At 64.6% G+C, this 25,079-nt stretch carries 18 protein-coding genes; 10 read left to right on the top strand and 8 right to left on the bottom strand.

Going from position 1 to position 25,079, the window contains the following annotated elements:
* Window positions 1–392: 392 nt before the first annotated feature.
* Window positions 393–668 carry a hypothetical protein gene (locus tag HNP98_RS01640; protein ID WP_173808297.1) on the bottom strand — a complete coding sequence of 92 codons (276 nt, stop codon included), beginning with the start codon at window positions 666–668 and terminating at the stop codon, window positions 393–395.
* Between the two features lie 442 nt (window positions 669–1,110).
* Here HNP98_RS01640 and HNP98_RS01635 point away from each other — a divergent pair, with 442 nt between their 5' ends.
* Both HNP98_RS01635 and HNP98_RS01630 read left to right on the top strand, forming a co-directional pair.
* The gene (locus HNP98_RS01635; protein WP_173808296.1) at window positions 1,111–2,178 is read left to right on the top strand and encodes a fatty acid desaturase family protein; all 1,068 of its coding nucleotides are present in this window, start codon (window positions 1,111–1,113) and stop codon (window positions 2,176–2,178) included.
* Between the two features lie 695 nt (window positions 2,179–2,873).
* Window positions 2,874–4,007 carry an AI-2E family transporter gene (locus tag HNP98_RS01630; RefSeq protein ID WP_173808295.1) on the top strand — a complete coding sequence of 378 codons (1,134 nt, stop codon included), beginning with the start codon at window positions 2,874–2,876 and terminating at the stop codon, window positions 4,005–4,007.
* Between the two features lie 2 nt (window positions 4,008–4,009).
* On the opposite strand, the gene HNP98_RS01625 is transcribed toward HNP98_RS01630, so the two are convergent.
* The gene (locus HNP98_RS01625; RefSeq protein ID WP_173808294.1) at window positions 4,010–4,435 is read right to left on the bottom strand and encodes a hypothetical protein; all 426 of its coding nucleotides are present in this window, start codon (window positions 4,433–4,435) and stop codon (window positions 4,010–4,012) included.
* A 542-nt stretch (window positions 4,436–4,977) separates the two neighbouring features.
* On the opposite strand from HNP98_RS01625, the gene HNP98_RS01620 reads away from it, so the two are divergent.
* Together HNP98_RS01620 and HNP98_RS01615 are read left to right on the top strand one after the other, a co-directional pair.
* Window positions 4,978–6,120, top strand: coding sequence for a tetratricopeptide repeat protein (locus HNP98_RS01620; protein WP_173808293.1), 1,143 nt, complete (start codon window positions 4,978–4,980; stop codon window positions 6,118–6,120).
* 183 nt (window positions 6,121–6,303) lie between these two features.
* Window positions 6,304–8,367: an OmpA family protein gene (locus tag HNP98_RS01615; protein WP_173808292.1), complete on the top strand. Its 2,064-nt coding sequence runs from the start codon at window positions 6,304–6,306 to the stop codon at window positions 8,365–8,367.
* Between the two features lie 90 nt (window positions 8,368–8,457).
* Here HNP98_RS01615 and HNP98_RS01610 read toward each other — a convergent pair whose 3' ends face one another.
* The 3 genes from HNP98_RS01610 to HNP98_RS01600 all read right to left on the bottom strand — a co-directional run bounded on the left by HNP98_RS01610 (window position 8,458) and on the right by HNP98_RS01600 (window position 15,360).
* On the bottom strand, window positions 8,458–10,485 hold the full coding sequence (locus tag HNP98_RS01610) for an RICIN domain-containing protein (RefSeq protein ID WP_173808291.1): 2,028 nt from the start codon (window positions 10,483–10,485) through the stop codon (window positions 8,458–8,460).
* 243 nt (window positions 10,486–10,728) lie between these two features.
* Entirely contained in the window at window positions 10,729–12,036 is a 1,308-nt protein-coding gene (locus tag HNP98_RS01605) for an amidohydrolase family protein (protein WP_217425610.1), read from the bottom strand.
* 216 nt (window positions 12,037–12,252) lie between these two features.
* Window positions 12,253–15,360, bottom strand: a complete 3,108-nt coding sequence (locus tag HNP98_RS01600; RefSeq protein ID WP_173808290.1) for an amidohydrolase family protein — start codon at window positions 15,358–15,360, stop codon at window positions 12,253–12,255.
* Between the two features lie 158 nt (window positions 15,361–15,518).
* Between HNP98_RS01600 and HNP98_RS01595 the strand changes: the two genes are divergently transcribed.
* Entirely contained in the window at window positions 15,519–15,728 is a 210-nt protein-coding gene (locus HNP98_RS01595) for a hypervirulence associated TUDOR domain-containing protein (RefSeq protein WP_173808289.1), read from the top strand.
* Window positions 15,729–15,748: 20 nt separating this feature from the next.
* On the opposite strand, the gene HNP98_RS01590 is transcribed toward HNP98_RS01595, so the two are convergent.
* Both HNP98_RS01590 and HNP98_RS01585 read right to left on the bottom strand, forming a co-directional pair.
* Window positions 15,749–16,918, bottom strand: a complete 1,170-nt coding sequence (locus tag HNP98_RS01590) for a leucine-rich repeat domain-containing protein (protein ID WP_173808288.1) — start codon at window positions 16,916–16,918, stop codon at window positions 15,749–15,751.
* A gap of 276 nt (window positions 16,919–17,194) precedes the next feature.
* Entirely contained in the window at window positions 17,195–18,775 is a 1,581-nt protein-coding gene (locus HNP98_RS01585) for an amino acid permease (RefSeq protein WP_173808287.1), read from the bottom strand.
* A 206-nt stretch (window positions 18,776–18,981) separates the two neighbouring features.
* On the opposite strand from HNP98_RS01585, the gene HNP98_RS01580 reads away from it, so the two are divergent.
* The 5 genes from HNP98_RS01580 (at window position 18,982) to HNP98_RS01560 (ending at window position 23,735) form a co-directional block, all read left to right on the top strand.
* Window positions 18,982–19,440: a hypothetical protein gene (locus tag HNP98_RS01580; protein WP_173808286.1), complete on the top strand. Its 459-nt coding sequence runs from the start codon at window positions 18,982–18,984 to the stop codon at window positions 19,438–19,440.
* 209 nt (window positions 19,441–19,649) lie between these two features.
* Window positions 19,650–21,014, top strand: a complete 1,365-nt coding sequence (locus HNP98_RS01575) for an MBL fold metallo-hydrolase (RefSeq protein WP_217425609.1) — start codon at window positions 19,650–19,652, stop codon at window positions 21,012–21,014.
* A 35-nt stretch (window positions 21,015–21,049) separates the two neighbouring features.
* The gene (locus HNP98_RS01570) at window positions 21,050–21,784 is read left to right on the top strand and encodes a phosphodiester glycosidase family protein (RefSeq protein WP_173808285.1); all 735 of its coding nucleotides are present in this window, start codon (window positions 21,050–21,052) and stop codon (window positions 21,782–21,784) included.
* Between the two features lie 8 nt (window positions 21,785–21,792).
* Window positions 21,793–23,061 carry an exonuclease SbcCD subunit D C-terminal domain-containing protein gene (locus HNP98_RS01565; RefSeq protein WP_173808284.1) on the top strand — a complete coding sequence of 423 codons (1,269 nt, stop codon included), beginning with the start codon at window positions 21,793–21,795 and terminating at the stop codon, window positions 23,059–23,061.
* Window positions 23,062–23,363: 302 nt separating this feature from the next.
* Window positions 23,364–23,735: a hypothetical protein gene (locus HNP98_RS01560; RefSeq protein ID WP_173808283.1), complete on the top strand. Its 372-nt coding sequence runs from the start codon at window positions 23,364–23,366 to the stop codon at window positions 23,733–23,735.
* Between the two features lie 257 nt (window positions 23,736–23,992).
* On the opposite strand, the gene HNP98_RS01555 is transcribed toward HNP98_RS01560, so the two are convergent.
* On the bottom strand, window positions 23,993–24,925 hold the full coding sequence (locus HNP98_RS01555) for an alpha/beta fold hydrolase (protein WP_173808282.1): 933 nt from the start codon (window positions 24,923–24,925) through the stop codon (window positions 23,993–23,995).
* Between the last annotated feature and the right edge of the window lie 154 nt (window positions 24,926–25,079).

The following is a 25,079-nucleotide window of genomic DNA, read 5'->3' as shown; positions in this document are numbered from 1 at the left end:
AGTTCCTAACTCCCAAGTACGCCCCCACCCCTAACCAAAATTTTTCATCCTCCTTAATAACACACAAGCTTTCAACACCTTGTGCGGCAATTTAGCTAGAAAGTGTTACCCCGGCTCCGGGTACACTTACTTGCTACGGGAACCCCCGAAAAGCCGCCTTTCGCGTTGTAGAAGGCACTTTTCGGGGGTTTTTGCGTTTGGTCCGCTACGGGTCGTAAACCGATTTACTAAGGTATTTATGCCCCCACTGGCGCCCCTACTTCTCTCCTTATCATGACGATTAAATTCGAACGGCGTTTCGAACAGCCCGACGAAGTGGGCCGTTCCCGTTTCTTATTTTTACGGGACCGCCCTGCGACACATTCACTGCGGCATAAAGTGCCCCCGTTTAGTCAAGACCTCGCGCCTTCTTGCCATTCGCGCGACGCGTACCAGTCGCCCACGGCAGTGGCGGCGTAGGTGCTGGGGCCCACCTCCGCGCGGGTGCCATCGTCGGCCACCAGGTAATACAGCGGATTGTCGAGGCCAGGGGCGCCACCCGTTTTCAGGGGCAATGGCTTGCCGGCCACACGCTTGCTGAGCAGTGGGGGCACCGGCGTGACTTCGCGCCGGTAAATAAAATAGCTGATGAGCGTGCAGCACAGCAGGAAAAGCAGCAGAATCTTCATGGAAAAAAATCGCAGCAACAACCCCTTCCAACGGTTTGAGTGCTCCGCAATATGCAGCCGAACTCTTTCTTTTTCCACCGGTGAGCAGCACCTGCCGGCGGGCCGGGGGTGCTGCATATGGTGCGGCAGCCGCGGCAGCAGGGCAACCGGGCGGGCACAACAGATAATAAAAACTGGGCCCGCCGTTATTTCGTTTCTGTCCGCGGCCCGCGGCTGGCCCAGTGTAATGTTGCGGCCCCGGTGGGCAAAACAATTCGCCCGTTGCGGCCCTTTGGCTGGGGCACGCGCCCGGGGCCATGGCAAGACCGAAGCACTTTCCGGCCGGCCCAGGCGTTGGTGCAGCCAGTTGAGATCCGCCTAGCACTTTTTTTGCAACCATTTCTTCTTCACCACCCCGGCCGGTGCGCGTTGCCCCTAGCACTTTGCCCGGTTTTCTCTTCCAATGGCCACCCTTCCCAAATTTGCCCCCCCGCGCTCCTTCCACGCCGAACTGAAACGCCGCACGGCCCTCTACTTCCAAACCGCGGGCAAGGCGCAAACGGGCAACGGCCAGCTGTTCGGCAAGGCGGCCCTGCTGCTGGCGGGCCTGGTGGGCCTGTACGTGCACCTCATTTTTTTCACGCCGCCGGTGGGCTGGGCCGTGCTCGAGTGCGTGGCGATGGGTACCGTGGCCGCCTGCATTGGCTTCAACGTGATGCACGACGGGGCCCACGGCAGCTTCAGCAAGCACCCCTGGCTCAACCGGTTCGCGGCGTTTACGCTGAACGTGATGGGCGGCAGCAGCTTCATGTGGGACGCCAAGCACAACCAGGTGCACCACATGTACACCAACATTGAAGGCGTGGACGACGACCTCGACATCCAACCCTGGATGCGCATGACGCCCGACCAGAAGCGCTACCGGGCCCACCGCTTCCAGCACCTCTATTTCTGGGCCTTGTACTGCTTGCTGTACATCTCCTGGATTTTCGTGACAGATTACCAGAAGTACTTCACCGGCAAAATCGGCCCCGTGCCCCTGAAAAAAATGACCTGGGGCGACCAGTTGGTGTTCTGGGGCTTCAAGGCCCTGAACTTGGTACTATTCGTGGCGCTGCCCATTTACGAGGTGGGCGTGGCGGGCTGGGCCCTGGGCTTTCTGGTCAGCGCGGGCGTCACGGGCTTTGTGCTGAGCATCGTGTTTCAACTGGCGCACACCGTGGAGCACGCCGCGTTTCCGGTGCCCCAGGCGGCCACCGGCAAACTCGAGGACGAGTGGGCCATCCACCAGATTAAAACGACGGCCAACTTTGCCACCGACAACCGAATCATTAGCTGGCTCGTGGGGGGCCTCAACTTCCAGGTCGAGCACCACCTGTTCCCTAAAATATCGCACGTGCACTACCCAGGCCTGAGCAAAGTCATCAAAGCCACTTGCCAGGAATTCGGCGTGCCCTACAACGAGTACCCCAAAATGTGGTACGCGGTAGTATCGCACGTGGCCTTCCTGCGGCAGATGGGCCGGGCGTAGGCGCCTCGGGTCGAGGCGCCTACGCTATCGGCGTCTCGGGGCTCAGCACCTTACTTGGCTTATTTTCCGGGATGTATTGAGCAATCAAGGATTGCAAACGAGGGGTTAAGAATCCTGTTATGGGGTTTGCAACCCCTCGTTTGCAATCCTTGAATCCACTAAGGGTGTACCCTAACTAATAAAACCGCTGCAGTTCGGTTTCTGGGCCATTGCATCGCCGCGCGTTCGCAACCCAATTGTTACGCGCACGGCAGCGTTCGCGCCATTTTGGTTTAACCCAGAAGCCGCACAGGGTTACTTTCGCCGCGCAGAAGGTCAGGTGTTCTTCAACCTGGGCGAAGCATTTCAGGCCGGCCACGTGGCTTGAGACAACAATGGCCGCCTACCCACCGCCGCCACCCGGCACGTGGGGGCCAAGAGTAGCCACGTCGGGGGGTAAAAAAACGGGGCATTGCCGGCAATAATGTAAGACGTGGGGCCTACAACTTCCACCCCCGAGGCCGCGGGCAGCAGGGTTTTGGACGGGATAATAGTCCACCGTGCGGAGCGGGGAGGGGGGAGCGCCGGAGCAAAAGAGAAGCCGCGATTTTAATCTTTAAGCGCTAAACTTTTGGCTTTCCCCGGCCCGGTTTTCAACCCCTCGCCGCCGGAGGCCGTACACGCGCCATCCCACCGCCGGCCTTTTTCTTGCCCCCATGCCCGACCTCGACTCCTCCGAACTCAAGTTTCCGCTCTATGTTAAGGCCCCGCTGGTGATGCTGGGGCTGGCCCTGGCGGTGTTCACGCTGCACATTGCCTCGGACCTGATTTTTCCGCTGTTCTTCGCGGCCATCTTCGCCGTCATGCTCCACCCCGTCGAGCAGTGGCTGCTGCGGCACAAGGTGCCGCCGCTGCTGGCCATTGCCCTCACGGTGGTGCTGGGCGTGGCGGCGCTGCTGGCCCTGCTCTACTTTGTGTACTCCGAGGTGGTGCAGTTGTCGAGCCAGCTGCCGGTGTTCAAGGCCAAGCTGCTGCAAACGGCCACCGTGACGGAGCAGTGGCTCGACGCCCGCTTCGGCCTTACCGACCAAAAGCTGCGGGGCTACCTCAACGAGGCCGGCAGCAAGGCCGCGGGCCTGGCCGGGGGCACCCTCACGGCCGTGTCGGGGCTGCTGGTGGTGGCCACGCTGCTGCCGGTGTACATCTTTTTGCTGCTCCTGTACCAGCAGCGGCTGGTGGCCTTCCTCACCCAGGTATTTTCGGGCCGGCGCACCGACAACAACGTGGGCGAAGTGCTGCACGAAAGCAAAGCCGCCATCCAGAGCTACATGGTGGGCTTGCTGATTGAGGGCGGCATCGTGGCCGTGCTCAACGTGGCGGGGCTGCTGGCGCTGGGCATTCCATACGCGCTGCTGCTGGGCGTCCTGGGGGCCTTGCTCAACTTTATTCCCTACATCGGGGGGCTCACGGCCATCCTGCTACCGGTGCTCATGGCGTTCGTTACGAAGGACGGCCTCGGCTACCCGGCGGCCGTGGTGGCGGTGTACATCGTCATCCAATTCATCGACAACCACTTCCTCATCCCGCGCATCGTCGCTTCTAAAATTAAGGTCAACGCGCTGGTGGCCATCGTGGGGGTGCTGGTGGGCAACGCCATCGGCGGGGTGGCGGGCATGTTCCTGGCCCTGCCCATCATCGCCATTCTTAAAATCATTTTCGACCGCATCGACGGCCTCCGGCCCTGGGGCTTGCTGCTCGGCGACGAGGAAGCCACCGCCCAGCCCGGCCGTCAGCGAGCCACGCTGCTCAAAAGCGCCCCGGCCACAAACTCGGCCCGGGTTTCCCGCTAGCGCTAACGCTTGAGGCCGGCCAGCCAGGCCTCGGCCTCGGCCCGGGCGGCAAAGCGTTTGAATTCGAACCCGCCGGGGGCCCCCGCTACCACCGTTTCGGTGGCCAGGCGGTGCACCGGGTCGGCCCCTTCCACGATGGCGCAGTGGCGGGCATTGGCCTGGGCCACGGCCCGCGGAATCCAATTTTGGGTGAGCCACTGCTGCGCCGCCGGCAGCAGCGGGGCCCGTTGCCCATGCTCGGACAGGATTTTGCGGGCCCCGGTGGTAAGTAGCACGGCCAGCACTTTTTCGTAGTAGTCCTGCACCGCTTCGAGCGGCACGCGGCCCGGGGCCCAGGCCAGGCGCACGTGGCCCGCCGGGTGATAATACAGCTGCCCCGCGGCGTTTGTAAATGATATTATTTCGTTAGCTTTCGTCAATAATTCCATAATGATAGCTGCGGAATATAATAAAACTTCGTAGCCGGCTAAAGGTAGCGAAAACGGTTTCGGTTTGCCAAACGGCGTATAAAAAAAGGGCGCGGGATAACTGCGAGGAAACACCCAATCGATTATTGTTTCGGTCGGGCCCCCATGCCAGGCCCCGGTTGGCGACTTCCCGCAACGCCTGCCCTCAAACTGAACGAAGGGCTTAAAAGCTACCCGTCTTACACAGCGGATGCAGACTCGAGTTTCCCTACAGGTGGTGCCTGGCCGGCCCTGAAACTGCGCCGGACCAATAAAGAAAACTGCCATACTGGGTCTGCCAAAGCATGGCTGCCGCTGTGATGAACTGGTCGAAACACCTGGGCTGCCGGGTCTTCTGGGCAAGCAACCGCTGGCCGTTTGTTGCATTCAGGGATAAACCCATCTATTAAATGCCAATAAAAAATCTTGTTTAAATCTTATAAATATTTAAAATGTGCAAATAGATAATCGTCCTTACCTTCGCGGCGTAGTTAACGCTTCCTTTTATCCTATTCCTACCCGGTATGCCGCACTATTCTGCTTTAATCGTTTGGGGCCTCTGCGCGGGGCTGCTGGCCGCCGCCCCCGCCCGGGCCCAAGTAGACAGCGTGCGGGCCAGCACGTTGCCCGGCCGGCAAGTGGCCGAAAAAGCCTATAATGCCGGCCTGGCCAGCTACACGGCCCAAAACTACCCCGCCGCGCTGGCGAGTTTTAACCAGGCGGTGGCGGCCAAGCCCGACTTTGCGCCCGCCTACGCCAACCGCGCCGCTACCCGCCTGGCCCTCAAAAACTACCCCGCCGCCGTGGCCGACTACGACCAGGCCCTGAAGCTGGAGCCGGGGGCCTACGCCCACTACTTTGGCCGGGGCCAGGCCCACGAAGCGGCCGGCCAGGGCCCCGAAGCGGCGGCCGACTACGGCGCGGCCCTCCAGGCCAACCCCGCCTACGCCCCGGCGTGGTACAACCGCGGCGTGCTGCGCTTCGAGCAGGGCGAATACCAGGCCGCCCGCGACGACTTCGACGGCGCGGTGAAGGCCGACCCCAACTACGCCTACGCCTACCACGACCGCGCCAGCACCAACCTGCGCCTGGGCAACTACGCCGCCGCCGTGCCCGACTACACGAAGGCCCTGGCCCTGCAGCCGGCCCTGCTGCCCGCGCTGCTGAACCGCGCCGCCGCCGAGCGCCGCACCGACCACCTGCCCGACGCCCTGCGCGACTACGACGCCTACCTGGCCCAGAAAACCGACAACCCCCTGGCCTACACCAACCGCGGCAACGCCCGCTTCGAAAACAAGGACTACGCCGGGGCCGTGGCCGACTTCGACCGCGCCGTGGCCCTCGACGCCCGGTACGCCTACGCCTGGAACAACCGCGCCGCCGCCGAGCTGAAGCTGGAACAGTACGACAAGGCCGCCGCCGACGCCACCGAGGCCCTGCGTCTCGACCCGAAGTACGCCGAGGCCTACCTCAACCGGGGCCACGCACGCGAGATGCTGCGCCAGGCCGACGAGGCCTGCCAGGACTGGCGACAAGCCGCCGCGCTGGGCCTGGCCGTGGGCAACGACTACGCCGCCGCCGCTGGCTGCGCGGGCGACGCCGCGGAAGCCCCCGCCGACAAAGCCCCTGCCGAAGCGCCCGCCGACAAAACTCCCGCCGACAAGTAGCCGACAACTGGCAGTGGGCGCAGGAGCGGGCGCGATTTCTAGCCTAGCGCATCTCGTCGGCCCTCCCGGGGCGCTTCACGTACCCCCAACGGGACGGACCCCGGGGTATTGCCTGCACCTGCACCTGCACCTGCACTGCATGCTAATTAAATGGACTTCATTATCAAATAATTGACTGATTATATGCTACGCGCTTTTACCCGGTCCGTACTACTGGCGGGCACCCTGGCCACGGCGGCCCACGCCCAAAGCGTGGAGTTCACCAAAGACAAGTTCGGCAGCGACAAAGAAGCGCTAAAAGAGGCGTTGCGCGAGCTGAAAGCCGGCGACGACGCTTACCAGTCGGACCCGCCGCGCTACGGCGCCGCCCTGCCCCACTACCTGGCCGCCCAGCAGCGCAACCCCGACAACGCCGCCCTCAACACGAAAATCGGCGACTGCTACCTGCACTCGGGCACCAAGGCCCTGGCCCTACCCTACTTGCAGCACGCCCTGGCCCTGGCCCCCACCGCCGACCCCCGCGCCCATTACCTGCTGGCCCGCGCGCTGCACCTGAACGCCAAGTGGGCCGAGGCCATTAAAGAATACCAGAGCAGCGCCCCGGTGGGCGGCGGCAAGCGGGCCGCCGACGGCGACCTCACCGTGACGGCCGCCGACATCCAGCGGCGCGTGCAGGAATGCCGCAACGGCCAGGAGCTGCAAAAGCACCCCGTGCGCGTGTTCGTGGACAACGCCGGGCCGGAAGTGAACTCGGCCTACGCCGACTACGGGCCCGTGGTGGCGGCCGACGAGGCCACCATGCTCTTCACCTCGCGCCGCCCCAGCGGCCCTAACGCCCCCAAAGACCCCAACGGCGACGGCTACTTCGAAGACATTTACCAGACCACCTGGCAGGGCAAAAGCTGGCGGCCGGCCGCCGACCTGGGCCCACCCGTGAACTCGGCGGGCCACGACGCCACCGTGGGCCTGGCCCCCGACGGCCAGCGCCTGCTGGTGTACGCCGACGAAAACGGCGGCGACTTGCTGGAATCCAACCTCAAGGGCACGGCCTGGGGCAAGCCCCAGCGCCTGGGCAGCCGCATCAACACGCACGCCCACGAGTCGTCGGCCACGTACTCGCCCGACGGGCGCTACCTGTACTTCGTGAGCGACAAGCCCGAGGGCGGGCGCGGCGGCCCCGACATCTACCGCGTCGAGATAGAAGGCAAAGGGCCGGCCGAAAACCTGGGGTCCGTCATCAACACGCCCTACGGCGAGGAAGCCGTGTTCATGATGCCCGACGGCCAGACGATGTACTTCTCGTCGGAAGGCCACAACTCGATGGGCGGCTACGACATCTTCAAGTCGACGCTGGTGAACGGGCGCTGGGGCCCGCCCGAAAACCTGGGCTGGCCCATCAACACGCCCGACGACGACGTATTTTTCGTGACCTCGGCCTCGGGTCGGCACGGGTACTATTCGTCGGACCGGCCCGGCGGGCAGGGCGGCAAAGACGTGTACCGCGTCACGTTCCTGGGCCCCGCAAAGGCCCCGGCGCTGAGCGAGGAAAGCCAGCTGCTGGCCTCGCGCCTGGCGCCGGTGGCCCAAACCCTGCTGGCCCCGCCGGTGGCCGTGGCCACGGCCCGCGTCACCATCCTCAAGGGCACCGTGACCGACGCCGCCACCCGGCAGCCCATCGAGTCGAGCATTGACCTGATTGACAATAAATTGAATCAGGTCATTGCCACATTTCACAGCAACGCCACCTCGGGCAAGTACCTCGTGAGCCTGCCCTCGGGCACCAACTACGGCATCGTGGTGCGCCAGGACGGCTACCTGTTCCACTCCGAGAACTTCGACCTGCCCACCGACGCCACCTACGCGGAAGTGGTCAAAGACATCCCGCTGAAAAAACTGGAAATCGGCGTCGTCATCGTCCTGAACAACATCTTCTTCGACACCGGCAAGGCCATTTTGCGGTCCGAAAGCACCGCCGAACTGGAGCGCCTGCGCAAGCTGTTGGCCGAGCAGCCCACCGTGAAGCTCGAAATGGCCGGCCACACCGACAACGTAGGCAAGCCCGCCGCCAACCGCGACCTGAGCCAGCGCCGCGCCCAGGCCGTGGTGGCCTACCTCACCCAGCACGGCATCGCCGCCGACCGCCTGGCCGCCGCCGGCTACGGCGATACCAAGCCCGTGGCCCCTAATACCACCAAGGCCGGCCGCCAGCTCAACCGCCGCACCGAGTTCAAGGTAACGGGCAAGTAACTTTATAAGCTGTTAGCTACCAGCTATTAGTCGTTAGCTCTCGTTTGGCACTTTGAACGCCTTCTTAACAAGAGCTAACAGCTTAGGGACCTACTTCACAATTACCAACTCCACGCGGCGGTTCAGGCGGCGGGTTTCTTCGCGGTCGTTGGCAAAGCGGGGGCGCGAGCCGCCGTAGCCCACGGTGCTGATGCGCTGCTCGTCGACGCCGCGCTTCACGAGGTAGCGCTTCACTTCGGCCACCCGGTCTTCGGAGAGCTGCTGGTTTTTGTCGGCGGGGCCCACGTTATCGGTGTGGCCTTCGAGGCGGATTTTGATGCCTGACTCGGCTTGCAGGGCGATGGCCAGGCGGTTCAATTCGGTGTAGGAAGTACCCAGCAGCACCGCCTGGCCCTGGGCGAAGATGATGGTGGGCAAGTCCACCTTGGTGCCCACGGCGGCGGGGCGCAGCAGCAGGTCGTGGCCCGAATTGCCGGCCAGGGCCAGCGTGTCGAGGCTGGTGAGCAGGCCGCTGGCCCCCGCCACGTGGTAGCGCCCGGCCAGCACGCTCAGCGTGTAGCTGCCCGCCGCATCGGTGCGGGCGGTGGCTTCGAACTGCACGCCCTCGGCGTTGGGCAGCAGCACCGCCCGCACGGTGGCCCCCGGCACGGGCTGGCGGCTGCGGGCGTCGAGCACCCGCCCGCTCACGAAGGCCCGGTTGGCTTCCGACACCGGCGGGGGCCCGGCGGCCACCCGGGCCGTGTCAGGGGCCGCGCGGCCGGCCCGGAAAAGGTCGGCTGCCGCGTTGGCCGTGGCCGAGGCGGCGAAGTAGGCCGTCTGGCCGTCGGGCGCGAGGCTGAAGTAGGCGTCGAAGCCGGGGCCGTTCAGGGCGGGGCCCAGGTTCTGGGGCGTGCTCCAACGCGTCCAGGAATCGTCGAGGCGCTGGCTCACGAACACGTCGGCCCCGCCGTAGCCCATGTGGCCGTACGAGCTGAAGTACAGCGTTTTGCCGTCCGGGGACAGCCACGGGGCAAAGTCGAAGCCCGGTGAATTCAGCACGGGGCCCAGGCTTTGGGGGGCGGTGTAGCCGCCCGCGCCGTTGGGCCGGCTCAGGTACAGGTCGTTGCCGCCTTCCGAGTCGCCGCGCTCGAGCGAAAGCAGCAGGATTTTTTCGTCGGCCGTCATGAAAAAGCCCGTGGCGGGCACGGCGGCGTAGTAGTTGGCCACGTCCACGTCTTCGGTGCGCACGGTTTTGGGGGTGGCCCCGGGGGCCCCGGCGGCGGCGCGGCTCACCCGGCTCACGCCCTCGTCGCGGAAACCTTCGCGGTCGTAGGTGCCGCGCACCAGCAGCGTTTGGCCCTGGGCCCCCACCACGGCCAGCACGCCGTTGTTTTGGGGCGTGTTCACCGCGTCGAGGCGCTGGGGCGGGCCCCAGGTTTTGCCCTGGTCGGCGCTTTGGGCCACCCAGGCGTCGCCGGTGTCGGTGTTGCCTTCGGTGTTACCGGCGAAGCGGGTGCGGCCGAAGTACAGCGTTTTGCCGTCGGGCGTCAGCACCGGGCCGATTTCGTTGCCGCTCGAATTCAGCGCGGCCAGGGGCTCGCGGGTACCGAAGCCCGGGCCCGGGGCCACGTTCAGGCGCAGTTGGAACAGGTGCCACTGCTGGCTGGCCCGGCCCGAATACTTCTGGGCCTGCATGGGCGTGCCGTTGAACTTGTCGGCGGCGGCCAGGGCGGCCACGCGGCCTTCGAGGTGGTTTTCGAGCTGGTAGGTGCCCACGGGGCCTGCCGGCACCAGCCGCCACTGCTGCCCCAGCCCGCCCTGAAACGGCCGCTGCACCAGCGGCACGGCCTCGCCGGGCTTGTCCACGGTGAGGCACAAGCCGCTGTGCTTGGCCTCGATGCGGTAGTATTCGCTGCCCGCGCTCACCGGCACGAAGCGCCACTGCTGGCTGCTGGCGTGCGTGAATTCCCACTGCACGGCCGCGTCGCCGGCGCTCAGCCCGGCCCCGGCTACATCGAGGCAACGCCCGCTGCCCCGGTCAATCAGGCCGTAGTAGGCCCGCTCATCGGGCGCAAACGCGCCCTGGGCCAGGGCGTTCAACGAACAAAACAGCAGCAGCAGCGGCAGCAATCGGGGCATGGGCGGGGGCCCGCCGGCGGGCGGCGGGCGTTGGTAATACGTTCACAAAAGACGCTATGAACGATTGAAACGCCCACCGGGCAGCATTTCGCGCGGTTGCACCTGCTTTATTTGAAGAAAAGTAGGCAGTACGGCCCACCCCTGGAGCGTGGCCACTGCGGGTCCGCAGCGCGGCGCAGTCGCCCAACGAGCCGCACCGGGACAAGGGCGAGCGGCGCGAACGCCAGAAGCCCACGCCGCCGGCTAGTTCAAGCCGTACTTGGTTAAAAACTTACGGTTGAGGGCCGTTTGCTTGGTTTCGAGGCTGATGCGGCGGCCGTCGATGAAGGCACAGGTGACGTTGTTGGTGCGCATGTCGAGCAGGTCGCCTTTGCTGAGCACGAGGGTGGCGCTCTTGCCGGTTTCGAGCGAGCCGTAGGCCTTGTCGATGCCCATGAGCTGGGCCGGGGCCAGGGTCACGGCCGTAAGGGCCTGCTCTTTGGTGAGGCCGAACGCGGCGGCCGTGCCGGCGATGAAGGCCAGGTTGCGGCCCCCGGGGGCCTCCTGGCTGCCCTCGTAATCGAGGCAGTAGCGGATGCCGGCGGCCTGCAGCTGGGCGGGCAGCTTGTAGGGCTGGTCGTAGTCGTCGGCGTCGCGGCGGGGCAGCGCGTGCAGGCGGCTTACCACCACGGCCACGTCGTTTTGCTTGAGGAAGTCGAGCACCATCCAGGCGTCGCGCCCGCCCACCACGGCCACCTTCTGCACGCCCAGGCGCTTGGCGAAGCGCACCGATTCGATGATTTCCTTGCCGTAGTCGGCGTGCAGGTACAGCGTTTTGCTACCGTCGAACAGGCCGGCCAGGGCCGTCAGGCGCAGGTTTTCGCGGCGGCCGGCGGGCAGCTGGCGGTAGGCGGCCGCCTCGCCGAAGAGCTGCTCCAGGTCGCGCAGGTTCGTTTCGCGGGCCTTCTGGCGGCGCTCCAGGGCGGCGGCGTCCTCGGCCGGGTTGGTGCGGATGACGAGCGGGGGCCAGCTCAGGTGCTGGCCTTCGTCGGCGCGCACCACGGCGTCCTGCCAGTTCCAAGCGTCGAGCTGCACCACACTGCTCTGGCCGGTCAGCAGGCCACCGCGGGGTGTGGGCTGGGCCAGCAGCACGCCGTTCACGCGCAGCGTGGGCAGCACATCCGAGTCGGTATTGTAGGCGATGAGGCTGCGTACGTTGGGGTTGAGGATGCCCACTTCCTGCTCGTCCACGGTGGCCCGCACGGCCTCAATATCGGTGAGGCCCAGCGTGGTATTGGGCAAAATCAGGCCCGGGTACAGGTCCTGGCCGGTGCCGTCCACGGTGTCGTAGCCGGCCTTGTCGGCCGTGAAGCCGCTGGCCGGGCCGGCGTAGGTCAGCTTGCCCTGGGCAAAGGCCACGGTGGCGTTGGGCACCACCGTGCCGTTGCCCACGTGCAGCGTGGCCCCGGTGATGAGTACTGGCTTGGCCTGGGGCCCCGCGGGGGCGGGTACCTGGGCCAGCGCTGGCAGGGCCCCCAGCAGGGCAAGGGCAAAAGTAAATTGAAAACGCATAGCGTTGATTTTTATAATGTTGATGTTTAATTCCTCCCTCAGCTCCGTTCTGGCGGGTCGCCTTAAGGAACCTCACCCCCTAGCCCCCTCTCCAAAAAAGAGGGGGAACTAGTTTTTAGTCTTAGTTTCTAGAACTAGAATTAGTCCCCCCTCTTTTTTGGAGAGGGGGCTAGGGGGCGAGGTTTCCCAGAACGGGGCCCCTGAACGGGGGTCCCGCTACTCCGCCAAGTCCTTCTCCTCGCCCAAGGTGTCGCAGTGCCAGGCACCGTTGGCCTTGGCTACGGGCGGGCGGGTGGGGGCCCCGGCCTTCTTCTCGGTCAGCATGCGCTGCACGAGGCGCTCCCGCTCGCGGGCGATGTCGGCGCGCAGGGCCAGGTCGCTTTCGAGGCTGAACAGCTCGCGGCCGTCCACGAAGGTGTAGGCGGGCTTGGCGTAGATGCTCAGCGGGTTATCGGTCCAGAGCACCACGTCGGCGTCCTTGCCTTCTTTGATGGAGCCCATGTGCTGGTCGAGGTGCAGCATTTTGGCGGGGTTGATGGTGACCAGGCGCAGGGCCTGCTCCTCGCTCAGGCCGCCGTATTTCACCGATTTGGCGGCTTCCTGGTTGAGGCGGCGGCTCATCTCGGCGTCGTCCGAGTTGATGGCCACGTTCAGGCCCTCCTTGGTCATGATGGCCGCGTTGAAGGGAATGGCGTCCTTCACCTCGTTTTTGTAGGCCCACCAGTCCGAAAACGTGCTGGCGTTGACGCCGCGGGCCTTCATCTTGTCGGCCACCTTGTAGCCCTCCAAAATGTGGGTGAAGGTGTTGACCTTGAAGTTCATGCGGTCGGCTACGTTCAGCAGCATGTTAATTTCCGACTGCACGTAGCTGTGGCAGGTGATGTGGCGCGTGTCGTGCAGGATTTCCACCAGTGCCTCCAGCTCCAGGTCGCGGCGCGGGGCCTCGGTGGCGGCCTGCGCTTTCTTCGACAACTTGCTGTAGGCCAGCATTTCCTGCTCGTATTCCTTGGCCCGCGTGAAGGCGTCCACGAACACCTGCTCGGTGCCCATGCGCGTTTGCGGGAAACGCAGGATGTTCTGTTCGCCCCAGTTGCTCTGCTTCACGTTTTCGCCCAGCGCAAACTTGATGAAGCCCGGGGCCCCCGCGATTTTCATGGCTTCGGCGCTCGCACCCCAGCGCATCTTTATCAGCGCCGACTGCCCGCCGATGGGGTTGGCCGAGCCGTGCAGCAGCTGGGCCGCCACCACGCCGCCCGCCAGGTCGCGGTAAATCCCAACGTCCTCCGGGTCAATGACATCCCCAATCCGCACCTCGCTCGTCACCGACTGCGTGCCCTCGTTCACGCCCTCCGAAATGGCCAGGTGCGAGTGCTCGTCGATGATGCCCGGCGCCAGGTGCTTGCCCGTACCGTCGATGCTGCGCCCGCCTTTCGGCAGCGCCAGATTCTTGCCCACGCGGCTGATTTTGCCGTTTTCGAGCAGCACGTCGGTGTTTTCGAGCTTGCCGGCTGTCTCGCTGGTCCACACCGTGGCGTTTTTGATGAGTGTGGTAGTTTGGGCCGGCAGGGCGGCGCGGCCGTAGGCGGCGAAGGGGTACATGAGGGCCCCCAGCGCGGGCGCCGGCTTGGCCTTGGCCGTGTCGAGGCGGGCGGCGCGGGTGGCTTCCTCCTGGCGGCGGGCGGTCCACTTCACCGGCGTGCCATCGGCCAGCAGCCCCTGGCCCTGGAAGGTGCGGCCCTCCTGAGTGTAGTAGCCGCTCAGGCGCGTGGCGCCTTCGCCGGGCGCGGGGGCCCCGGGCGCGGTGCTGGGCTTCTTACCCTTGCCGATTTTATCCTTCGGGTTGAAGACAATGGTGGTCAGGTCGCTGGTCACGGCCAGCGTGGCGCGGATGGTATCGCCGGCGGCGGGCACCACCTTCAGCTCCGGCGCCTCGGGCTTGCCCTGGATGAGGAAACTGCCCGCAGGCTGCTGCCCGATTTGCAGCGTGTACACGCCGCGGTAGTCAGCCGGCACGGTGCTGAGCTGGTACCGTTCGCCCTGCACCCAATTGTCGAGCAGCACGTTATCGTCGGCCAGCAGGTGGGCCGAGCATACTACGAAGTTGGCCACCAGGCCCGGGCGCAGGGCCCCTACCTGGTCCTGGGCGCGCAGCAGGCGGGCGGGGGTGTCGGTGAGGGCGCGCAGGGCGGCGGTTTCGCTCAGGCCGTACTGGGCGGCTTTGCGCAGGTTAGGCAGGAATTTCTTCTTGTCCTTGAGGTCGGCCGCCGTGAGGGCGAAGGGTACGCCGGCCTGGGCCAGGCGGGCGGCGTTGGCGGGGGCCAACTCCCAGTGCTTCAGGTCTTCGAGCGGAATGCGGCGGGCGTCGTACACGTCCTCCACGTTGTAGGCCTCGGGGAAATCGAGCGGCACCACGAAGGTGGCCCCCGTGGCCTTCAGCTCGTCGAGGCGCTGGTACTCGTCGCCGCGGCCCTTGATGATGTACTGCACGCCGGCCTCGTCGCCCACCCGATCCGCCCGCAGCGCCGAGAGCTTGTCACGCACCTGGAAGATGGCGGGCAGGCTTTTCTGGGCCTTAAGGGCTTGCAGCGACAAGTTTTGCTCGCGGCGCGGGTTGCGCTGGTTCCAGGCGGCGTCGAGGTAGGTTTGGCGCAGCAGCGCGATGCTGCCCATCAGCGAGCCGGGGTAATCCTGCGTCGAGCTGCCCTTGTCGAACGAGAGCGCCGCGGCGGCCTTGTCCAGCAAAATCACCTCGTTCTCCTTGCGGTCGGTGTTGAGACTCACCAGGGCCCCGGTGCCGCGCATGATGCCGTCGGCCTGCTGCGTGAGCACCGCCCCGAAGCCCAGGGCCCGGTAGGCAGCCGCCGCCTCAGCGTTCACTTTGAACAGGTCGGCAGCGTTCACCTCCGGGTGCACGGCCTGGTTCCAGTCGTAGGCGCCGGCCTTTTGCGAGTCGAACTGGGGCCCCGCGTCGCGGCGGCCGCGGCGCTCGGGGGCCTTGGTTTCGGGCACGCCGTAGGCCGTGTACACGTCCACGAAGCCGGGGTACACGAACTTGCCCTTGAGGTCCTGCACCACGGCGCCGGCCGGGATTTTCACCTTCGCCCCGGTCCCCACGGCCTCGATTTTGCCGTCGCGGATGACGAGCGTGGCGTCCTCCAGGCGGGTTTGGTAATCGGCGTAGAGCGTGGCGTGGGTGAAGGCGTACAGGCCGGGGCGCTGGTCGTACACGCCGTTGCGGGGGTAGGTGCTGGGCTGGGCCAGGGCGGTGCCGCCGGCCAGCAGCAACCCGGCCAGCACGGGCAAGGAAGTAGTGGTTTTTTTCATGCAGTGCGGAAAAAGGAAAACGCCCGGCGGGGGCCCCGGAGGCCCGGGGCGCGCCGGGGCCCGGCCTAAAAGTAACCGCCCGGGGCCCCGGATTGCAACGGTCGGGCCGCATTGGCAGTAAGTAATTATTCAATTGTTTCCTTTCTCCCTCCTACCCCATGCGCAAAGGCACCCAAGTATCCTGGAAATACGGCACCGGCACGGCCACCGGCAAAATCGAATCGGTCCACAAAGAGCCCATCAAACGCACCCTCAAAGGCAGCGAAATCCACCGCAACGGCTCGGCCGACGACCCGGCCCTGGTCATCGTGCAGGAAAACGGCGACCGGGTGCTCAAGCTCCAAAGCGAGGTGAAGGAAACAAAGTAGCCCGGCACTGACGGCTCCGGCTACAGTTCCAGCTTCCGGATTTTTGGCAGCCGCCGGACTTCCACCGCCGCTGAATCGAGGCCATTGTAGCGCAGATTCAGTTCCTCCAGCTTGGGCAGCTTATAGATTGCGGCCGGCAGCTTTTTCAGGGCATTGTCCTGCAAGCTTAGTCGCCGCAACAGAGGCAGGGCCTCCAGCGCGTCGAGGTCAGTAAGTTGGTTGCGGCGCTTGCTGTTCCAAAAGCCGTTTAGCTCCAACGTTTGCAATTGCCGCAACCGGCCGATGCCGGCGGGCAACCGGCGCAGGTTGGCATTGCCCAGGTAGAGGCTGTCCAGCCCGCCGAGCTCGTTTACCGCCTCGGGATAACGAACCAGGTGATTGTCGTTCAGATTCAGTACCCGCAGGCTTCGCAGCCGGGCGATGGCGGGTGGAATGCTGTCGAGGCGGTTCCATTCCAGGTTCAGCTCCCGTAAGCTGTCCAACTCGCTTAGCCCGGTTGGAAAGTCGGCTAAATGGTTATAGCTCAGGTCCAGTTTTTTCAGGCGCTTCAGCTTGTTCAGCTTCGGCGGCAGCGCTTGAAGGTTGCTATACCGCAAGGTCAGCTCCTCCAGGTTGTACAGCTTGCCCAAGTGCCGGTACAGCGTGTCGGGGCCGCTTTCCTGGCCGTTGCGCTTCTGGTAATCAATGGCCCAGGTTGCCAGGTCCAGGGTACGCACCTTGCCCGGCTCTTTGAGCGCCAGGCGCAGGTCGTCGTACTGGCCGTGGTAGTCGCGGCGGGTTCGCTGCAAATAGGTTGGGTCAAGCGGAAAATCCAGGGTGCGGCGCACCAGGGTTTTCACCTGCTGCTTGTCGGTAGTATAATGCAAGTCGAGGCGCAGGCGTAGCACGGTCGGCGGGGCGGGCAGGCGCGTAAGCTTGCCGCCGATTGCCTGAAACTGCTCGAAATACCAAGTGGCCTGCCCGTAGCTCTGCACCGTAAAAAGCGCGTTGGGCACTGTCAGCTCCGCCCCCACTGGCAGGGCCTCCAATTGCCGGGCTTTCACAAATACTTCCTGTCGGTACCAGTTGTCCGTAACGTGCGGCACGTCGGAAAAATACGTGTATTGTGCTACCTCAAAACGGCCAGTATCCAGCTCGGTACCGCCCACCACATCCGCCGACCGCAGGTAGCGCGTGGTATGCTTACGCACCGGCGTATGCCGCAGCGGGTGCCACGCCCGGCACCCGCTGCCGAGCAGCCCCAGGCATAGCAGCCCGTACCACGCCCAATTCAATAAAAAATTACTTGCCATCGGTTTCACAAACACCCCGCAATAAAGTGCCCCCGCCCCGAACACAAAAAAACCGCTCCAAAAGAGCGGTTTTTTTGTGTGCTGTTGCCAGCGCAGATTTTTTTGGTTGAAACCGGGAGCGAAGCATAAATAATCCGATTCATCCGACGAATCCGATAAATCCGTGGTTCGGACTTACCGGTTGTTGGCGTCGGGCTTGATGAAGGCTTCCTTCTCCATCTCCTCCGGCACCACCACGATGCCCTGCTGGAGCTTGGAGTTGCGCTTGCCGTAGAGGAAGTACACCACGAAGCCGAGCAGCATCCAGCCCACGGCCACTTCCAGCGTGAAAAGGTCGAGGCCCACGATCAGCAGCGTGCACACCACGGCGCCCATGATGGGCACCAGCGGGAAGCTGGGCGTGGAGAGCGGGGCCCGGAACGGCCGGGGCTGCGCGGGGTCGGAGCGGCGCATAATCCACACGCCCAGGCTCACGAGCACGAAGGCCAGCAGGGTGCCAAACGAGGTGAGGTCGCCGGCCAGCGAGCCGGGCACGAAGGCCGCGAACAGGCCCACGAACACCATCAGCATCAGGTTGGACTTGTAGGGCGTGTTGAACCGGGGGTGCAGCTCGGAGAAGGCCTTGGGCATGAGGCCGTCCTTGGCCATCGAGAAAAACACCCGGCTCTGGCCCATGAGCATCACCAGGATAACCGAGGTGAAGCCCAGCAGAATGCCCACCGTGACGGCCGTGGCCAGCCAGCTGTAGCCGGGCATGTGGGCCCGGATGGCGTAGGCCACCGAGGCCTCGCCGCCCAGGGCCGGGTCGGCAAATTCGCGCCAGTTGGCCACGCCCGTCAGCACGTGCCCGAACATGATGTACAAAATAGTGCAAATGGCCAGCGAGCCCAGAATGCCGATGGGCATGTCGCGCTTGGGGTTTTTGGCTTCCTGCGCGGCCGTGCTCACGGCGTCGAAGCCGATGAAGGCGAAGAACACGATGCCCGCGCCGCCGATGATGCCGCCCAGGCCGTGCTTAAAGAACCCTTCGTAGGTCCGCACCACTTCGCCGGCCGAGTTTTTCACCACGGCATCGGCCGGAATGAGGTAGGGCGTGTGGTTGGCGGGGTTGATGAACTGCCAGCCGATGGCAATGAACACGATGACGATCAGCACCTTCAGCACCACTACCACGGCGTTGAACAGCGCCGACTCCTGGGTGCCCTTCACCAGCAGCAGGCTCAGGGCCACGATGACGAGCAGGGCCGGCAGGTTGATGAGGCCGTGCTGGGCGACGCCGTTCACCACGGCGTGCTCGAAGGGCGAATGGCTTAAATTGTACGGAATACTGGTGCCGAAGACCTCCAGGAGCTTGTTCAAATACTCGCTCCAGGCAATGCTGACGGTGGCCGCGCCCAGGGCGTACTCCATGATGAGGGCCCAGCCGATGACCCAGGCCACGAACTCGCCCATCGTGGTGTAGGCGTAAGTGTAGGCCGAGCCGGCAATGGGAATCATGGCCGCGAACTCGGCGTAGCACAGGCCCGCGAACACGCACCCGAAGGCCGCCAGCGTGAAGGCCAGCGTGACGCCGGGCCCCGACGCCTGGGCAGCGGCGGCGGCGGTGCGCACGAACAGGCCCGCCCCGATGATGGCCCCCACGCCCAGCGCCACGAGGTTGCCCGCGCCCAACGTCCGTTGCAGGGTGCCGTGCCCGGTGGAGTTGGCCTCGCCCAGGAGCACGGCCAGCGGTTTTTTGGCGAAAATATTGGCCATATTTTAGAAAAGAAGTGAAAAAGAGAGGAAAGACACGCGCCAAACCGCCGCGCCTACGCACGACCCAGAGCCCGAAATATAGGCAGCATTTCCGGGCCTGCCCCTAATTTCTGGCACCTTGCTTGCAAAGTATTGGACGCCGCCGCTTAAACCGGACGCGCCGGACGCGCTCCAACCCACTCGCATTCATTCCGCTACCAACCGCCATGAAAAAGTCCCTCGCCCTGTTCACCGCCCTGGCCCTGGCCGCCACCGGCGCGCTTGCCCAAACCACCCCGCCTCCGGCGGCTGCGGCCGACCCGGCCCCCGCCGGCCCGCCCACGGCCCTGCAAAGCCCCCGCCGGATGGTGCCGCCGGAACAAATGGCCGGCCGCCGTTCCCAAAAGCTGGCCCGGCAGCTCGGCCTCAGCGCCGACCAGCAGAGCCGCCTCCAGGCCGCCCTGCTCGCCGAGCGCCAGGCCATGACCAGCACCGCCCCCGGGGGCCCCGCCGACCGCCGGACCATGCACCGGGCCATGCAAGCTAACCACGCCCAGTACGAAGCCCAGGTGCGGACCATCCTTACCCCCGACCAGTACAGTCAGTTCACCGCCCTGGAGCAGCAGCACCGCGCCGACGCGCAGGCCAAGCGCCAGCAGCGCGTGGGCATGGCCCCCAGCAACTAGTGCCGACGTTATTCCACCGCGCATTAGGTAAAAGCCCTGGCCCCCTGGCCGGGGCTTTTTTGCGTTGGGGCCAGCCGGGGCCCCGGTCGCCGGCCGGTTTAGGGCAAGGCACTTTATATTTGGCTAACTTGATGGAGTCTAAATTGAGCAGCCGGATTCTTCCCCAAGCGCTCAAAATTCAGCCCTCAACACCCCAAAACATTCCCCAAATGCCTCCCTTGCCCAGTAGCGGCGCGGCCCCGGCCGTGCAAATTCAGCAGTTTTACGACAAGGGCCTGGCCCACGCCAGCTACGCCGTGCGCAGCGGCCGCCAAGTGGCCCTCATCGACCCCGGCCGCGACCCCCAGCCCTACTACGACTTCGCCGACGAGCACGAGGCCACCATCATCGCCGTGATTGAGACCCACCCGCACGCCGATTTCATCTCGTCGCACCTGGAAATTGCCGAGGAAACCGGGGCCGCCATCTACTGTAGCAAGCTGCTGGGGGCCCAGTACCCGCACCGGAATTTCGACGACGGCGACCGGCTGAAAGTGGGCACCGTGGAGCTGCACGCCCTCAACACCCCTGGCCACTCGCCCGACAGCATCAGCGTGCTGCTGCTGGACGACTTGGCCCAGACCCGCGCCGTGTTCACCGGCGACACCCTGTTTGTGGGCGACGTGGGCCGGCCCGACCTGCGCGAGGACGCCGCCGTGGGCGGCCACACCCGCGAGGGCCTCGCCGCCCAGCTCTACCACAGCACCCGCCGCAAGCTGATGACGCTGCCCGGCGCCACCCGGGTGTATCCGGCCCACGGCCCCGGCAGCCTCTGCGGCAAAACCACCAGCCCCGACCTCGACAGCACCATCGCCAAGGAACTGGCCACCAACTACGCCCTCCAGCCCATGTCGGAGCCCGAGTTTGTGCGGGCCCTGCTCGCCGACCAGCCTTTCGCGCCCAAGTACTTCGGCCACGGCGTGCGGCTCAACAAGCTGGGGGCCAAAGGCTACGAAGACAGCGTGCGCGCCGTGCCGCACCTGGCCCCCGGCGCGGCCCTGGCCCCCGGCGTGCTGCTGATTGACACGCGCCCCGCCGCCCAGTTCCGCGCCGGCCACCTGGCGGGCTCCCTCAACCTGCAGGACGGCGGCAAGTTCGAAACCTGGCTGGGCTCCGTCGTGGGGCCCCAGGAGCCGTTTTACCTGCTGGCCGACTCCAAAATCGCACTAGACGCCGTGGTGCGCAAAGCCGCTAAAATCGGCTACGAGGGCAACATCAAAGGCACCCTGCTGGCCCCCGCCGCCCTGCCCGCCACCGCCCCCGAAGTGGACGTGGCCGCCGTGCGCCAGCACCCCGACCGGTTCACCATCGTCGACATCCGCAACTACGCCGAAGCCAAAACGCCCGTCTTTCCCAACGCCCTCAACATCCCGCTGCCCGAGCTGCGCGAACGGGCCCACGAAGTGCCCACCGACAAGCCCGTGCTGGTGCACTGCGCCGGCGGCTACCGCTCGGCCGCCGGGGCCAGCATTCTGGCCGCCGCCCTGCCGGGCGTGGAGGTGCTGGATTTAGGCGAGGCGGTGGAGGGGTTTTAGGGTATTTAGTGGCAATACGTTTATTGATATATCATATGTATAAAAACAGACTTATTTTTTTATCATTAATAATCAGCTTATCAATAGCAGGTTTTTTTGCGTTTGCAAGTAAAAATTCAGATGATGATAAATTTATCAGCTACGAAGTAGATTTAAAAACACAAAATGTTAGACTGTACTGGAAAGATGACAAGAATCAAATTTTTGGTAGTTTGGGAAATTTAAAAACTTGGCTTGGGAACAGGAAGCAAAAACTTGTTTTCGCAACTAATGCAGGCATGTTTAATACCAATCATACTGCTGTAGGGCTTTTTGTTCAAAACCAAGTGACTAACGTTCCTCTGGACACAGCAAGCGGCAATGGAAATTTTTACTTAAAGCCCAACGGAGTCTTTTATATTACAACCGGTAATAAGGGTGTCATCTGCAAAACGGAAGATTTTAATAGCGACGAAAAAATTGAATACGCAACACAATCAGGGCCTATGTTAATTATTAACGGACAGATTCATCCGAGATTTATGCATGGTTCAAAAAATATTAATATCAGAAATGGTGTTGGTATTCTAGACGATGGTAATATTATTTTTGTAATGTCAAAAAAGGAAATAAATTTTTATGATTTTGCTAATTATTTTAAAATAATGGGCTGTAACAATGCGCTATATCTCGATGGATTTGTTTCACGGACATATCTACCAGAAAAAGAGTGGATGCAAACTGATGGGGATTTTGGAGTTATCGTTGGTGTTACACTAAGAGCTAAGTAATTAACTAGATGCGCGTACTGCACACCGCCGACTGGCACCTGGGCCAGCATTTCCTCACCGGGCAGGAGCGCCTGAGCGAGCAGCGGGCGTTTCTGGCCTGGCTGCTGGGGGCCGTGCGGGAACACGGCGTAGATGCGCTGGTGGTGGCCGGCGACGTGTTCGACACCACCACGCCCTCGCACGCGGCCCAGGAGCTGTACTACAACTTCCTGGTGCAGATGCAGGGCACCGGCTGCCGCGACATCGTGGTGGTGGGCGGCAACCACGACTCGCCCACCCTGCTCAACGCCTCGCGGCAGCTGCTGCGGCGGCTGCGCATCCACGTGGTGGGCGGCGTGCCCGCCGACCCCGCCGAGCAGGTGGTGGCCCTGGCCGCAACCGGCGGCCGGCCCGCGCTGGTGGTGGTGGCCGTGCCGTTTCTGCGCGACCGGGACCTGCGCCTGGCCGTGGCCGGCGAAACGCCCGACGAGCGGCAAGTCCGCATCCGCCAGAGCATTGCCGGGCACTACACGGCCCTGGCCGAGAGTGTCGCGGTGCAGCGGCTGCGCGAGCAGGACGTGCCCGTGCTGGCCACCGGCCACCTGTACGCGGCCGGCGGCGAGGCGCGCGAAGGAGCCGAGCGCGACGTGCACATCGGCGGGCTGGGGCTGGTGGGGGCCGAGCACTTCCCGGCGGCGTTCGACTACGTGGCCCTGGGGCACCTGCACCGGCCGCAGGTGGTGGGCGGGCGGGCACACATCCGCTACGCGGGCTCGCCGGTGCCGCTCTCCTTCACCGAGGCCGACGACCGCCAGCAGGTGCTGCTGCTCGACTTCGCCGCCGGGGCCGGGGCCCCGCAAATCACGGCGCTGCCCGTACCGGTGGCGCGGCGGTTGCAGCGCTTTATTGGCACGCTGGAAGAGGTGGAGGCCGGCCTGTTGGCCTACGACAACGCCGCCTTCGAGTTGGTGGCCTGGGCCGACGTGCAGGTGCGCTCCGACGAGGCTCCCGCCGAAGTGCAGCGCCGCGTGCAGGCCGTGCTAAAGGAGCGCGCCGCCCACGTGCAGGCCCCCCGCGGGGCCCGCCACCAGCGGGCCACCGAGGCCCCCAACGCCGCCAGCCCCGCCCCCGGCCCGCTGGAATTCTTGCACGACCTGAGCGTGAGCGAGGTATTCGGCCGGCGTGTGGCGGGCCTGCCGCCCGAGCGGGCCGCCGCCCTCACCGCCACGTTTGGCGAGCTGCGGCAGCTATTGGCAGAAGCCGACCCCCAAGCCTGGGGCGGCGAGGAATCCGCCTGAGAAGAAAGCGTTGGCGAACCCAAGTGCCCACAAATTACCCGTGGCCCCACGGCGGGCGAAGGCCCACCCGTGAACCGTTGCTACCGAAGCACCGGATTGATTTACTTTCGGGTAAAGGCCATGTAACTTGCTGCTCCTCACCTATTATTTTGTCCAAAATGAAAAAATTCTTACTTCCTTTTGCCTTATTCGTTGGTTTTGGCGCAGTACAAACGGCCCAGGCCCAGGCTGGCTTGGTCAACCTTTTCACCGCGGGTACCACCCTGGGGGTTCGCGCCATCCGAAACCATAAAAAAACGGTTGTGGCCACGCCCGCCGACCAGGCCACGCTCGACAAAGCCGCCGCGGCGAATGCCGCCGCGACCGTTGCGGGCGCCCCCAAGGAGTTGGTCCAGCAGCGCACCCCTGCCGATAAGCTACCTAAAAAAGGGGCCGCGCAAATCACCGCCCTTGAGGCCCAGCTCGACCTTTGCCACGCCGCCATGCTGGCCAATCCCACCGGCATCATCTGCACGGCCGAGCAGCGCACGGCCATCCAAAGCGCGGCCGTAAGCGTGGCCCGGGCCCAGTCGAGTTGGAACTTGCAGCCTTACCAGCAGGAACTAGCGTTCTACCAGGCCGAAGATGTGCGCCGCCAGCAGCTCGCCGCGCCCGCCAACGAGCCCGTTAAGTAGCGCCCTTCCGAAGCTGCGGCGCGACGGCAGCCGCTTTGAGCCCCCATAAAAAAGCCCCTGCCGTACCGCATTCAGCGGCCCGGCAGGGGTTCTTTTTAGGTCAATGAACTTGTTTCTAGATAAAAAAAGGCCGTCATGCTGAGCCTGTCGAAGCATCTCTCCCGCGACAGTAATCAGAATTAATCAGCGGGAGAGACGCTTCGGCAGGCTCAGCATGACCGTCTTTGATTAGCTTAAATAGCCACTAAGTCAATTCTTTACCGGCGTTTCCTCCGGGCCCACAGCCAGACGCTGCCGGCCACCAGGGCCGCCACGCCGGCCACCACGGCGGCTTTGGGCACCTTGGGCTGGGCCACGGCGTAGGCGGGGGCGCGCTGGGCGATGTCGGCGTCGCGGAAGCGCTGACCGCCGGTGGCCGCTAGGATGAGGCGGGTAGCCTCGGCGGGCTGGTCCCACTGCGGGAAGTGGCCGCAGTTCTCGAACCAGTACAGGCGGGCGTCGGGGAATTTTTCGAGCGCGAGCTTCGATTGGTTGGGCAGGCACACGTAGTCCTGCCGGCCCCAGCCGATGACCAGCGGGCCGAGAATGCTGCCCTTGGAGGCCCCCTGCTGCTCCTCGCCTTCAACCAGGTTTTTCAGTAATTCGTCGAACGACGGGGCACTGGCGAAGGTGCGCATCTCGTCCAGGGCCACGTGGGGGGCGAGTTTCCAGGGGTGGTGCGAGAACTGCGCGAACAGGGCCGTGCGCCCCACCGCGCTGCCGGTAATGGCGGGCATCACGGGTTGCAAGGCCCGCACCAACTTGGTGGACAGGGCCACGCTGTGATAAAACACCGGTTTCTCCCAGCCCTGCCAGAACCCGCCGGGGTCGAGCGAGACCACAGCGCCCAGCACGCCGCCGCGCCGGGCCAACTCCAGCACCAGCCGGGCCCCCATCGAGCTGCCCACGGCGTCGATGCCCAGCAGGTCGTGGTCCTTTAGGAAAGCCGTCACGGCATCGGCCAGCGTGGCAATGGTCACGGGGCCCGCTAGCGGCGGGGTTTCGCCGAAGCCGGGCAAGTCCACGGCGACGACGTCGCGCTCGACGGCCAAATCGTCGAGGATGGTTTGCCAGGATCGCCAGCTGCCGCCGAGGCCGTGCAGCAGCAAAAGAGGTTTGCCGGCCCCGCGCCGGATGTAGTGCATATCCATGGTTTGCAAGGAATTGTGGTGAAGCCAACCGCCCAACCGGCCCCCAGGGCCCGCCCGGCCGGGCGGGCCCTGGGGGCCGGCTTCGTCAACGGCCCCCGCGCCGACGGGGTTGCCGCCACCGCCCGCCACGGCTAGGCATCCGCCGCATTCCCGG

Source organism: Hymenobacter caeli (assembly GCF_013294115.1).
Lineage (GTDB): Bacteria > Bacteroidota > Bacteroidia > Cytophagales > Hymenobacteraceae > Hymenobacter > Hymenobacter caeli.
Note: the sequence above shows the minus strand (reverse complement) of the source record. Positions and strands in the feature narration are given on the sequence as shown.

Bases quoted from the DNA above. Each gene is read 5' to 3' on its own strand.
- HNP98_RS01640 (WP_173808297.1), bottom strand. From the start codon at position 668: ATGAAGATTCTGCTGCTTTTCCTGCTGTGCTGCACGCTCATCAGCTAT.
- HNP98_RS01635 (WP_173808296.1), top strand. From the start codon at position 1,111: ATGGCCACCCTTCCCAAATTTGCCCCCCCGCGCTCCTTCCACGCCGAA.
- HNP98_RS01630 (WP_173808295.1), top strand. From the start codon at position 2,874: ATGCCCGACCTCGACTCCTCCGAACTCAAGTTTCCGCTCTATGTTAAG.
- HNP98_RS01625 (WP_173808294.1), bottom strand. From the start codon at position 4,435: ATGGAATTATTGACGAAAGCTAACGAAATAATATCATTTACAAACGCC.
- HNP98_RS01620 (WP_173808293.1), top strand. From the start codon at position 4,978: ATGCCGCACTATTCTGCTTTAATCGTTTGGGGCCTCTGCGCGGGGCTG.
- HNP98_RS01615 (WP_173808292.1), top strand. From the start codon at position 6,304: ATGCTACGCGCTTTTACCCGGTCCGTACTACTGGCGGGCACCCTGGCC.
- HNP98_RS01610 (WP_173808291.1), bottom strand. From the start codon at position 10,485: ATGCCCCGATTGCTGCCGCTGCTGCTGCTGTTTTGTTCGTTGAACGCC.
- HNP98_RS01605 (WP_217425610.1), bottom strand. From the start codon at position 12,036: ATGCGTTTTCAATTTACTTTTGCCCTTGCCCTGCTGGGGGCCCTGCCA.
- HNP98_RS01600 (WP_173808290.1), bottom strand. From the start codon at position 15,360: ATGAAAAAAACCACTACTTCCTTGCCCGTGCTGGCCGGGTTGCTGCTG.
- HNP98_RS01595 (WP_173808289.1), top strand. From the start codon at position 15,519: ATGCGCAAAGGCACCCAAGTATCCTGGAAATACGGCACCGGCACGGCC.
- HNP98_RS01585 (WP_173808287.1), bottom strand. From the start codon at position 18,775: ATGGCCAATATTTTCGCCAAAAAACCGCTGGCCGTGCTCCTGGGCGAG.
- HNP98_RS01580 (WP_173808286.1), top strand. From the start codon at position 18,982: ATGAAAAAGTCCCTCGCCCTGTTCACCGCCCTGGCCCTGGCCGCCACC.
- HNP98_RS01575 (WP_217425609.1), top strand. From the start codon at position 19,650: ATGCCTCCCTTGCCCAGTAGCGGCGCGGCCCCGGCCGTGCAAATTCAG.
- HNP98_RS01570 (WP_173808285.1), top strand. From the start codon at position 21,050: ATGTATAAAAACAGACTTATTTTTTTATCATTAATAATCAGCTTATCA.
- HNP98_RS01565 (WP_173808284.1), top strand. From the start codon at position 21,793: ATGCGCGTACTGCACACCGCCGACTGGCACCTGGGCCAGCATTTCCTC.
- HNP98_RS01555 (WP_173808282.1), bottom strand. From the start codon at position 24,925: ATGGATATGCACTACATCCGGCGCGGGGCCGGCAAACCTCTTTTGCTG.